This window comes from Blautia coccoides, from assembly GCF_034355335.1.
Lineage (GTDB): Bacteria > Bacillota > Clostridia > Lachnospirales > Lachnospiraceae > Blautia > Blautia producta.
On the sequence record NZ_CP136422.1, the window covers coordinates 1,715,977 to 1,728,160 of the forward strand.

Annotated in this window: 10 protein-coding genes; 9 read left to right on the plus strand and 1 reads right to left on the minus strand. The window is 47.6% G+C overall.

Translation table 11 applies throughout. The features are described 5' to 3' along the window. The first annotated feature begins 130 nt into the window (after positions 1 to 130). Complete coding sequence (locus tag BLCOC_RS07475; RefSeq protein WP_115624898.1) at positions 131 to 1,966, plus strand: S1C family serine protease; 1,836 nt, start codon at positions 131 to 133, stop codon at positions 1,964 to 1,966. Positions 1,967 to 2,157: 191 nt separating this feature from the next. Beyond that, positions 2,158 to 3,594 (plus strand): ATP-dependent Clp protease ATP-binding subunit ClpX, encoded by a 1,437-nt coding sequence (gene clpX / locus BLCOC_RS07480; RefSeq protein WP_018593786.1) that lies wholly within the window; start codon positions 2,158 to 2,160, stop codon positions 3,592 to 3,594. Between the two features lie 188 nt (positions 3,595 to 3,782). Here the strand turns inward: clpX and BLCOC_RS07485 are convergent, their stop codons facing one another. Next, on the minus strand, positions 3,783 to 4,151 hold the full coding sequence (locus BLCOC_RS07485; protein WP_018593785.1) for a VOC family protein: 369 nt from the start codon (positions 4,149 to 4,151) through the stop codon (positions 3,783 to 3,785). Between the two features lie 232 nt (positions 4,152 to 4,383). Here BLCOC_RS07485 and rho point away from each other — a divergent pair, with 232 nt between their 5' ends. The 7 genes from rho to glmM all read left to right on the plus strand — a co-directional run bounded on the left by rho (position 4,384) and on the right by glmM (position 12,173). Further along, on the plus strand, positions 4,384 to 5,853 hold the full coding sequence (gene rho / locus BLCOC_RS07490) for a transcription termination factor Rho (protein ID WP_115624899.1): 1,470 nt from the start codon (positions 4,384 to 4,386) through the stop codon (positions 5,851 to 5,853). Between the two features lie 104 nt (positions 5,854 to 5,957). Further along, a complete protein-coding gene (rpmE, locus tag BLCOC_RS07495) occupies positions 5,958 to 6,161 on the plus strand; it encodes a 50S ribosomal protein L31 (RefSeq protein ID WP_018593782.1) in 204 nt (67 codons plus the stop codon). A gap of 117 nt (positions 6,162 to 6,278) precedes the next feature. Continuing rightward, a complete protein-coding gene (locus BLCOC_RS07500; RefSeq protein WP_115624900.1) occupies positions 6,279 to 7,325 on the plus strand; it encodes a DUF1385 domain-containing protein in 1,047 nt (348 codons plus the stop codon). Then, positions 7,312 to 8,181 carry a peptide chain release factor N(5)-glutamine methyltransferase gene (gene prmC, locus BLCOC_RS07505; RefSeq protein ID WP_115624901.1) on the plus strand — a complete coding sequence of 290 codons (870 nt, stop codon included), beginning with the start codon at positions 7,312 to 7,314 and terminating at the stop codon, positions 8,179 to 8,181. Before BLCOC_RS07500 ends, prmC begins: the two co-directional genes overlap by 14 nt. Continuing rightward, positions 8,174 to 9,247, plus strand: a complete 1,074-nt coding sequence (prfA, locus tag BLCOC_RS07510; protein WP_029469974.1) for a peptide chain release factor 1 — start codon at positions 8,174 to 8,176, stop codon at positions 9,245 to 9,247. The genes prmC and prfA overlap by 8 nt, the downstream gene beginning before the upstream one ends. Positions 9,248 to 9,757: 510 nt before the next feature. Then, complete coding sequence (locus BLCOC_RS07515; RefSeq protein WP_029469973.1) at positions 9,758 to 10,678, plus strand: nucleotidyltransferase family protein; 921 nt, start codon at positions 9,758 to 9,760, stop codon at positions 10,676 to 10,678. A 148-nt stretch (positions 10,679 to 10,826) separates the two neighbouring features. Next, the gene (glmM, locus tag BLCOC_RS07520; protein WP_018593776.1) at positions 10,827 to 12,173 is read left to right on the plus strand and encodes a phosphoglucosamine mutase; all 1,347 of its coding nucleotides are present in this window, start codon (positions 10,827 to 10,829) and stop codon (positions 12,171 to 12,173) included. Positions 12,174 to 12,184 lie beyond the last annotated feature (11 nt).

The following is a 12,184-nucleotide window of genomic DNA, read 5'->3' on the forward strand; positions in this document are numbered from 1 at the left end:
TGTTTTATCACAATTTGAACACAAATGCCTGGTAGACTATGTTCAGAAAGATAAAAAGGCAATGTAACTGTTCAGTACCCTTACAGAATAGTTACTAAAGTAATAGATAGCAGCGAAGGGAGAATGTGTTATGAGTGAAGAATTTAAAGAGGGCATGAATGAGGACCGCGGTATGGCGGAAGAACATAAGGGACCGCAGGAGAGTGCTTCCGGTATGGAAACTCCTGGTGGAGTGAACTTTACCATGAAAGATACAGCAGATGAAAGGCCGTCACAGCCGGAACAGGCAGCACCGGTATCACCGGAACAGGCAGCACCTGGTCCGGCAGCAGGAACAGGGGCACCCAACTATGGGAATGGGGACATAATGGCGGAAGCGGCTGCAGCCAATGAACAGCAGACCGGCAGTACACAGCAGTCCGGCAGCAGCACACAGCAGCCTGACAATGCACCGCAGAGCAAAGGTGATCCCGCTGCAGCTCCCACGCCGGAGAACCCGGTGTACGCCAAATCTTACAAGAGCGAACCGAAAAAAGAAGAATGGTATGAGAAGGAACAGAAGAAAAATTATGATTCCTACAGATTTACTTCCCCAGTTCCTCCGGAAAATAATAAAAAAGAGAAGCCAAAAAGACCACAGGGCGGGATCGGAAAGAAGCTGGGCACAGCGGCAGCCTGCGCAGCAGTCTTCGGTCTGGTGGCAGGTGTGGTTTTTCAGGCTACGAATTATGTGGGCGGCAAGGCAATCCCAAAAGAGAATATAAAGATAGAGAGCACCCAGACCACAGGAGACAACGCATCAAAGGGAAATGACGCCATCAGCACAGGCAGTTCCGATACATCCGGTGCAACCGTTGCACAGGTGGCTAAGAATGCCATGCCTTCTATTGTATCCATTGTGGGTGTGAGTGTTCAGGAACTTCCTGACATCTACAAATATTTCTACGGCAATCAGCCTCAGGAGGCAAAAAGCAGCGGTTCGGGAATCATCGTCAGCCAGAATGACACGGAACTCCTTATAGCTACCAACAATCATGTGGTGAGCGGCGCGGATTCTCTCACTGTATTTTTTACCAACCAGGACGGCAGCGCAGTTACAAGCTCCCAGGTAGAGAAGACCAGCAGCGGACAGAATGATGCCAATGATGATTCTGATAATCCGGGAAGCGCAGTTGCAGCTCAGGTGAAAGGCACAGATGCCGACAATGACCTTGCAGTGATCTCAGTAAAGCTCTCTGACATTCCTCAGGATATTCTGGAGGAGATCAAAGTGGCATCTATCGGTGATTCCGATGCCCTGGCAATGGGAGATCAGGTAGTGGCTATCGGAAACGCCCTTGGTTACGGACAGTCTGTGACCAGCGGTTATGTGAGTGCCCTGAACCGCCAGGTAAGCTCTGAGAATGCCAACAGTACCTTTATCCAGACAGACGCAGCGATAAACCCAGGCAACAGCGGCGGTGCGCTTTTGAATATGAACGGGGAACTGGTAGGCATCAACTCTGCAAAAATCGCGTCCAATGAGGTGGAAGGTGTGGGATTTGCAATTCCGATCTCCAAAGCAGAGCCGATTCTGGATGATCTGATGAGCAAAGAGACCAGATATAAGGTGGAGGATGAGAGTAAGGCGTCATATCTGGGAATTACGTGTACGGATGTGACATCTGAGGCTGTTCAGGTATATGGTATGCCGGTAGGTGTCTTTGTCTACAGCCTGGAAGAAGACGGTCCTGCAGCACAGGCAGGAATCCAGAAGGGTGATGTCATCCTGAAAATTGACGGCACAAGCTTAAATACCAGGGATGAGCTGATCGAGAGACTGCAATACTATGAAGCAGGGGAGAGCGTGGATTTTGTCATCTCACGTGCTCAGAACGGGGAGTACAAAGAGCAGACCATCACAGTGACTCTGGGTGCCAAGAAAGATGCCAAGACAACAACCACAGAAGATGAAAAGAACCGTTAAGGTCCAAAAGTATAGAGAAAGGTGTCTGCCTGTATGCGTCAGCGTGCAGGCAGACACCTTTTGGTTAGTTTGGGAAGGCAGTTAATGAAAAGTTTACTTGTTACTCATACAATTTTGTGATAAGATACCCACAAACGATGCAGAAACTTTTTAGTGTGGATTTTATATAGAAAAGGCAGGTATAACAGGAAATGGCAGACGATAAGGACTATTTGGAGAAATCCGATAAAGACAAAACAACAGCAGACAACGCCTCAAATGATGAGGAAGATTATGAGAAGATATGTTTCATGTGCAGAAGACCGGAGAGTAAGGCGGGGAAGATGATCGATCTGCCGAACGATATCCATATCTGTGTGGAATGCATGCAGAAGAGCTTTGACACAATGAACAACGCGCCTATTGACTACAATGATTTAATGAAGAACATGCCAAATGTAAGCATGATCGATCTGAACACGCTGCAGAACCAGATTCCAAAGCGTCAGCGTGTGAAGAAGAAAAAAGAGGAGCCAAAGCAGGAGAACACAGCGCCAAAGGCATTTGACATCAGAAGTATTCCCGCGCCTCACAAAATAAAAGCCAGCCTGGACGAATATGTGATTGGACAGGAGCGGGCAAAGAAAGTCATGTCAGTGGCTGTCTACAACCACTATAAGAGAGTGTTTGCGGACAGGGAAGATGATATCGAAATTGAAAAGTCCAACATGCTGATGATCGGGCCGACAGGAAGCGGCAAGACATATCTCGTGAAGACCTTAGCCAGACTTTTGGACGTACCCCTGGCCATCACGGACGCCACCTCCCTGACCGAAGCGGGCTATATCGGTGATGACATTGAGAGTGTTGTCAGCAAGCTTCTGGCGGCTGCGGGCAATGATGTGGAGCGCGCTGAACACGGTATTATATTTATTGATGAGATTGATAAAATTGCCAAGAAAAAGAATACAAACCAGAGGGACGTAAGCGGTGAGGCTGTACAGCAGGGAATGCTGAAGCTTTTGGAGGGCAGCGAGGTGGAGGTTCCAGTGGGAGCCAACAGCAAGAATGCCATGGTGCCCCTGACCACTGTGGACACAAGGAACATTCTGTTTATCTGCGGCGGGGCATTTCCGGATCTGGAGAATATTATCAAGGAGCGTCTGAATAAGCAGGCATCCATCGGCTTCTTCGCGGATCTGAAGGATAAGTACGACCATGATGCCAATATATTGGATAAGGTTATTGTGGATGATCTGAAGAAGTTTGGAATGATTCCTGAATTTTTGGGACGTCTTCCCATAATCTTCACACTCAGCGGGCTGACAGAGGAGATGCTGGTACAGATACTCAAAGAGCCTAAGAATGCCATTTTAAAGCAGTACCAGAAACTGCTGGCACTGGATGAGGTGAAGCTGGAATTTGACGACGGGGCTTTGGGCGCCATCGCTAAGATGGCGTTGGAGAAACACACAGGAGCCAGAGCGCTGCGCGCTATTTTGGAGGAATACATGCTGGATATCATGTATGAAATTCCCAAGGATGAGAATATTGGGGAAGTGATAATCACTAAGGAATATATTGAACACACCGGCGGTCCGAGAATCCTTCTCCGGGGCCAGGAGGTTCCCAGGATCGGCATGAACTGACCTAACATGAACTTGACAACGTTGGCAGGAAGATCCTGCCTGCGGGGGCCGGCAGCTCCCCATACAATGCAACACCTCCCGGAATAGTGGAAGGCTGAACTGTTACTCAATAAAAGGACTGCGCATCAGAGGTTTTACCTGATGCAGCAGCCCTTGAAATATGGGATATCTCTCCCATGCATTGGGGATCATTTGGCGGGAACAACCTCCAGCCAGTAGCCGTCTGGGTCTGAGATGAAATATATGCCCATATCATGATTTTCAAAACAGATACATCCCATTTTTTCATGAAGACTGTGGGATTCTTCAAAGTTATCTGTCCGGAAGGCCAGATGGAATTCATTGTCACCCAGATTGTACGGCTCTTCTCTGTCGCGGAGCCATGTCAGTTCCAATTCAAAGTCTGTTGTCTCATTTCCCACGTACACGATGATAAAGGAACCGTCATCAGCGGTGATACGCCGTTTTTCCGTAAGCCCCAGTGCCTCCTCATAAAATGCCAGGGAGCGTGACAGGTCTGCTACGTTATAATTTTCATGTATCATTTGAAATTTCATAAAATTCAGTCTCCTTTTCTTTTTTTATATTATAAAATAAGAAAGGGAAGATGACAATAAGATATATTATTCTTTTGCTTTTTTCCAGAAAGTATGATAGGATTAAAAAAGAAACGGAAATATTCATAGATCTATTCATGTCGAATCAGACGATTACCCATTTGTTACGATTTTTGTCCGCAGCCGTGAGTGTATTGGACAGCTACAGATTTTTAAAGAAAGGATCAGTATAATGAGAGAAAAGTATGAGTCCCTGTCTTTGGGGGCATTAAAAGAAATAGCTAAGGCCAGAGGTATGAAAGGAATTTCCACCTTGAAAAAAAGTGAACTCGTGGAGCGCATGGTCCAGGAAGACGAGAAAGAACGCCAGATGAAGGAGAGCAGTGCTCCCAGGGAAAATGAGCAGGAGTCGAGAAGCGGGGCAAGAGCAGGCAAAACAGAAGAGCGCCAGGAGAGCAGAGTATCGAATCGTCAGGAAGAACGACAGGAGAGCAGAGCATCGAATCGTCAGGAAGAGCGCCAGGAGTCCAGGCAGGAGAGCCGTACAGAGCGTCCTCCTATGGAGCAGTCGGATCTTGACAGCGGCATGAGTGTAAGTGGTATTCTGGAAGTTCTGCCCGATGGATACGGATTTATCCGAAGTGAGAATTATCTGCCGGGTGAAAATGACGTGTATGTGTCTCCCTCACAGATCCGCAGATTCAATCTGAAGACCGGGGATATCCTGCGGGGCAATACAAGAGTGAAGAGCCAGAATGAAAAATTTTCTGCCCTTCTGTACGTGACCTCCATCAATGGGATCAAGCCCAATGAGATGCGCAGGCTCAATTTTGAAGATATGACACCGATATTCCCCAATGAGAGACTTCACCTGGAGCGTCCGGGCGGAAGCCTTGCCATGCGGATCGTGGATCTGGTAAGCCCCATCGGCAAGGGACAGAGGGGAATGATCGTATCACCGCCAAAAGCCGGTAAGACAACCCTTTTAAAAGACGCCGCCAAATCCATTTTGAAAAACAGTCCGGAGATGCATCTGATCATCCTTCTGATCGATGAGCGTCCGGAAGAGGTTACCGATATCAGGGAGGCCATCCAGGGACCGAATGTGGAAATTATCTATTCTACCTTTGATGAGCTTCCGGAGCACCACAAGAGAGTTTCCGAGATGACCATAGAGCGTGCAAAACGTCTGGTTGAGCATAAGAAGGATGTGACCATCTTCATAGACAGTATCACAAGACTGGCCAGAGCCTACAACCTGACAGTCCCGCCCAGCGGCCGTACCCTGTCCGGCGGTCTTGACCCGGCAGCCCTGCATATGCCCAAGCGTTTCTTTGGTGCCGCCAGGAATATGAGAGAGGGCGGAAGCCTTACCATCCTTGCTACAGCCCTTGTGGATACAGGAAGCAAGATGGATGATGTGGTCTACGAGGAATTCAAGGGTACCGGTAACATGGAGCTGGTGCTGGACAGAAGACTTCAGGAGAAACGTGTATTCCCGGCCATTGATATTGCCAAATCAGGAACCAGAAGAGAGGACCTTCTGCTCACAAAAGAAGAGCATGAAGCAGTGGATATCATGCGCAAAGCCCTGAACGGTATGAAGGCGGATGACGCCCTGGAAAACATCCTGAATATGTTCGCACATACCCGCAATAACAACGAATTTGTGCAGACAGTGAAAAAACAACGATTTCTATAATAATACTTGCATTTATAAAAATCATATGCTATAATTTAAAAGCTGTTTGAATTTGTAAAACGCAAAATAAAGATAAATAACAAACGATAGAAGAGGTGAAAAAGATGAAAGAAGGAATCCATCCAAACTACCAGGAATGTACAGTAGTATGCAACTGTGGAAATACATTTAAAACAGGTTCTACAAAGAAAGAACTCCACGTAGAAGTTTGCTCTAAATGTCATCCTTTCTATACAGGACAGCAGAAAGCTGCACAGGCTCGTGGACGTATTGATAAGTTCAACAAAAAATACGGCATGGACAAATAAAAAAACGGGAGAGGCTGAGGTTTTAGGACTTCAGCCTCTTATTGTATCTCCCGGGCAGTCTCTCTGCTTTGGTATCGCAAGAGCAGCCTTTGGGATCGGGATTTTATGGAGGTATAGATGAAATCATCCAACATCGGCGGACAGGCGGTCATGGAAGGCATCATGATGCGTCATCAGGACCAGTATTCCATAGCTGTCAGAAAGCCGGATAAAGAGATTGAAGTTAAGATAGAAGACTACAAGAGTTTTATCAAGAACAAAAAAATTCTTTCTCTTCCTATTATCAGAGGGGTGTTCAATTTTATTGATTCCCTGGTGGTGGGTACAAAATGTCTGATGTACTCTGCCACGTTCTTTGAGGAGGAAGAGGAGGAGATCAGGAAGAGAGAAGCTCTGAACAAGGAAGACCGGGAAAAATACGACGCAAAGCAGAAGAAGATGGAAAATATCCTGATGACAGGAACCGTGATATTTTCAGTTGTCCTTTCCATTGGTCTTTTTATGGTACTGCCCTATCTGATCGCCAGCCTGCTTCATAAGGTAGGAGCGTCTGAGACAGGGGTGACTCTGGCGGAGGCACTTGTGAGAATTCTGCTCTTTTTGGGATATCTGCTCTTGATCTCCAAGATGGAGGATATCCAGAGAGTGTTCATGTACCATGGGGCGGAGCACAAGTGCATCAACTGTGTGGAACATGGAAAAGCACTGACCGTGGAAAATGTCATGGAAAGTTCCAGACTCCACAAACGCTGCGGAACCAGCTTTTTATTTTTTGTTATTATTGTGAGTATTATATTCTTTCTGGGATTTTTTGCTGTTGTACCGGTACATACCATGTGGCTGCGCGTTGTGATCCGTATACTGCTGGTGCCGGTGATAGCAGGTATTTCCTATGAGATCATCCGTCTGGCGGGAAGAAGTGAGAATCCCATTGTGTGTGCTCTTTCCAAGCCCGGTATGGCCATGCAGAAGCTGACTACAAAAGAACCTACACCGGATATGGCGGAGGTTGCCATAGCAGCGGTGGAGGCAGTCTTTGACTGGAAAGCATATCTTCTGGAGAATTTTCCGGATGCCGGAAAGGAAATCGCGCAGGCGGAGCTGGGGCAGACTGCTGCTTCACACAGATGTGAAACAGGAGAGGGCTGTTATGCAGACGTATAGGGAACTTCAGTTAGAAGGAAGAAAGATACTGGAGGAGGCAGGCATTGCAGATCATACGGCAGATGCGTGGCTTCTGATGGAATATGTGACAGGTATGACGCGGGCTTCCTATTTTCTGAGGGAGACAGAGGAAATGCCGAAAGACCAGGCAGAGAGTTACAGGAATATGATACAGAGGCGGGCGCAGCATATCCCCCTCCAGCATATCACCCATGAGGCCTGGTTCTGCGGACTGAAATTCTATGTGGATGAGCGTGTGCTCACCCCGCGTCTGGATACGGAAGTTCTGGTTGAGGAGGTTCTCCTCGAAGCCGGGAAGATGCAGGCAGGCAGCAGCAGATTCAGAATCCTGGATATGTGCACAGGCAGCGGCTGCATTTTGCTGGCTCTTTTGTCCGTTTTGAAAGAAGCGGAGGGGACAGGCGCTGATCTGTCAGGAGATGCCCTTTCTGTGGCTGAGAGAAACAGCAGGGAGCTGGGGATTGGGGCTGTTTGGAAGAAGAGTGATCTGTTTTCCCATATCAGCGGGACATATGATATCATCGTCTCCAATCCCCCTTATATAGAGAGTCATGTCATTGACAGTCTCATGGAGGAGGTAAGGGACCATGAGCCGAGAATGGCACTTGACGGAACCGCGGACGGACTGCATTTTTATAGGAAGATATCCCATGAAGCCGGGGGATATCTGAAGTCGGGAGGGATCCTGGCATTTGAGATCGGATATGATCAGGGCGGCCCGGTGCGCCTTATGCTGGAAAACGCCGGATATGAAGAGACAAGAGTAGTGAAAGACCTGGCAGGCCTTGACCGGGTGGTGCTGGGAAGAAAGAAACAGGAGGAACACCATGTTTGATAAGTTAGATGATATTTTGATTCGCCTGGAGGAGATTTTAAATGAATTAAATGAGCCTACCGTAGCGAATGACACGGCGCGCTTCCAGAAGCTGATGAAGGAACAGAGCGACCTGCAGCCCATAGCGGATGCGTATCGTGAATATAAAAACTGTAAGCAGACAGTGGAAGACAGCCTTATGATGCTGGACGAAGAATCAGACCCTGAGATGCGGGAAATGCTCAAGGAAGAGCTTTCAGATGCCAAGAAGCGCATCGAGGAGCTGGAGCGTGATCTGAAGATCTTACTTCTGCCAAAAGACCCCAATGACGAGAAAAATGTTATTGTGGAGATCAGAGCAGGGGCCGGCGGGGATGAGGCAGCACTTTTTGCCGCAGAGATCTACCGCATGTATGTAAAATTTGCAGAATCCCAGAATTGGAAGACAGATATGATGAGTCTCAATGAGAACGGCATCGGCGGTTTCAAAGAGGTCACCTTTATGATCAACGGAAGAGGCGCTTATTCCAGGCTGAAGTATGAAAGCGGTGTACACCGGGTGCAGCGTGTGCCCGAGACAGAGAGCGGCGGACGGATCCATACCTCAACCATAACCGTGGCCATCATGCCGGAGGCAGAGGAGATTGATTTCCACCTTGATATGAATGACTGTAAGTTCGACGTGTTCCGTGCTTCCGGAAACGGCGGACAGTGTGTCAATACCACAGACTCCGCGGTGCGTCTGACCCATATCCCCACAGGAATCGTCATCTCCTGCCAGGATGAAAAGTCACAGCTCAAGAACAAGGACAAGGCGCTAAAGGTCCTGCGTTCCAGACTGTATGAGATGGAACTGGAGAAGCGCCACGACGAGGAAGCGGAATCCAGAAGAAGCCAAGTAGGTACAGGAGACCGTTCTGAAAAGATCAGAACCTACAACTTCCCCCAGGGGCGGGTGACTGACCACAGGATCAAGCTGACACTCCATCGTCTGGATGGTGTGCTGAACGGTGATCTGGAAGAGATCATTGACAGTCTGACCGCTGCGGATCAGGCGGCTAAGCTGACGAAGATGAATGAAAAATAATTGAGAGCACAGCTCTTGTGTTGTGGTAATAGATCCCCCTTATTAGCTGTAATAGGCTGATAAGGGGGATTTTATCGATACGGCAGCAGGGGAAAAACAGTTCCTATTCAGCCTTTCGCCTTCATAGCAAAAAGCATGCACACAGACTGCGAAAGCCGCAGTCCGGCGCGTGTCTGCTTCGGGATTGCTCTGCAAATGCAGGGCCGCACCTGGCGGGACATTGAAAGTCTGAACTGTTATGAAAAACGTACTCATACGGGAATTCCAGGTTGTGTATGACAGCATATCTATGATACAATAGAAACCGTAATCAGGAATAGTTCCTGAAAAATAAGGGCAGGTTTCCTGTTACCATAAGGAAAATGACATTGCATTTCCCTGTAAATTGTAATATATTATGGAAGTAAGTATTTTTTGGTAAAAGTGGTAATTGGTATACTGCCGGCTTGACATACAGACAGGCTGGCCGGGAACATATAGAATATAGGAATGAGGAACGGGAGAAAAATCATGAAAAAAACTGCACTGGTAATCATGGCAGCCGGAATCGGCAGCCGCTTTGGAAAAGGAATCAAGCAGCTCGCAAAAGTAGGTCCGAGCGGAGAGATCATCATGGACTATTCCATTCACGATGCCCTGGAGGCAGGATTCAACAAGATTGTATTTATCATCAGAAAAGATATAGAGGAAGAGTTCCGTGAGGTGATCGGAAACAGGATTGAAAAAACAGCAGAGGTGGAATATGTATTCCAGGACCTGCACGACCTTCCCGAAGGCTTTACCTGTCCGCAAAAGCGCACAAAGCCGTGGGGAACCGGTCAGGCGATCCTGGCAGCTAAGGATGTGCTCTCTGAGCCGTTCATTGTTATCAACGCAGATGATTACTACGGCAAAGAAGCCTATGTGAAAATCCACGACTATCTGGTGGAAGAGCATCAGGACACAGGAAAGCTGGATATCTGCATGGCAGGCTTTATCCTGGAGAACACATTGAGTGACAACGGTTCTGTGACAAGAGGTATCTGTTCCCTGGATGACAATAAAAATCTGGTGGGGATTGCTGAGACCTATAATATTAAAAAGACAGCAAAAGGCCCTGCAGTGGAGAATGAGGACAAAAGTCTGCGTATGCTGGACCCCAAAAATCTGGTATCCATGAATATGTGGGGACTGACACCTGCATTCTTAAAGACTCTGGAAGAGGGATTTGTGGAGTTTTTGAAGGAATGCGGACCTGAGGATCTGAAAAAAGAATATCTGCTTCCAACGATCGTGGATAAACTCATCAAAGAGCAGAAAGCGGATGTGGCAGTTTTAAAGTCACATGACACCTGGTTTGGCGTTACATACCAGGAGGACAAGGAAAAAGTGACAGAGGCTTTTTCAGATCTGGTGAGGCAGGGTGTTTACGCGGAAAATTTATACGCATAATGGAGCAGGGCCGGAAAATACACCGCTGTAAACATCAGCAGGCGGATAAAGATTTTGCAATAACAGTGACAAATAGCCGGAAATATGATATTTTATAATACGGTAACGAAAAGACAAAAAAATGGAATATTTGTATAAGGAGTCAGATATGGGAAAATATTTTGGAACAGACGGTTTCCGCGGGGAAGCTAACGTAAACCTGACAGTTGAGCATGCGTTTAAAGTGGGACGTTTCCTGGGATGGTATTTCGGACAGGAACATAAGGCTCAGATCGTAATAGGCAAGGATACCAGAAGAAGCAGCTATATGTTTGAATACTCACTGGTTGCCGGTCTGACAGCATCCGGCGCGGATGTATATCTTCTGCACGTGACAACAACACCAAGTGTTTCCTATGTTGTTCGCACAGAGAATTTTGACTGCGGTATCATGATCTCTGCCAGCCATAATCCTTTCTATGACAACGGGATCAAGATCATCAACGGCAATGGACAGAAGATGGAGGCATCCGTTGAGGAGCAGATCGAAGCCTACATTGACGGAAAGGTACCGGAGCTGCCGCTGGCAAAGAGAGAAGATATCGGCCGTACCGTTGACTTTTCAGCAGGAAGAAACCGCTATATCGGCTATCTGATCTCCATTCCGACACGTGCTTTTAAGAATAAAAGAGTGGGACTTGACTGCGCCAACGGCAGTGCGTCTGCCATTGCGAAGAGCGTATTTGACGCGCTGGGAGCCAAGACCTATGTGATCCACAATGACCCAGACGGAACTAACATCAATACAAACTGCGGTTCCACACATATTGAGGAGCTGAAAAACTTTGTCAGGGAAAACCACCTGGATGTGGGCTTTGCCTATGACGGAGATGCTGACCGCTGTATCGCAGTGGATGAGAACGGTGAGGAAGTGAACGGCGACCTGATCATGTATGTGTGCGGCAAATTCATGCAGGAGCAGGGCAAGCTAAACAACAACACCATTGTCACCACCATCATGTCCAACCTGGGCCTTTACAAAGCCTGCGAGAGAGAGGGCATCGCATATGAGAAAACAGCCGTGGGAGACAAATATGTCTGCGAGAATATGATGGCAAACGGCCATTCCATCGGAGGCGAGCAGTCAGGACATATTATCTTCTCAAAACACGCCACCACAGGTGATGGAATTCTCACTTCCCTGAAACTGATGGAAGTTATCATAGAGAAAAAACAGCCCCTCAGCGTGCTGACAAAAGAAGTGAAGATTTATCCCCAGGTACTGAAAAATGTGCGGGTATATGATAAGAAAGAAGCCAGAGAGAATCCGGAAGTGATAAAAGCCATCGCAGAGGTGGAAAAAGTCCTGGGAGATGACGGAAGGATCCTGGTGCGTGAAAGTGGTACGGAGCCTGTTATCCGCGTTATGGTGGAGGCAGCTTCCAATGAAATCTGTGAAGAAAATGTAGATAGAGTGATTGCTGTCATGAGGTCTGAGAATCTGATCGTGCAGTAAGCAGACGGGGA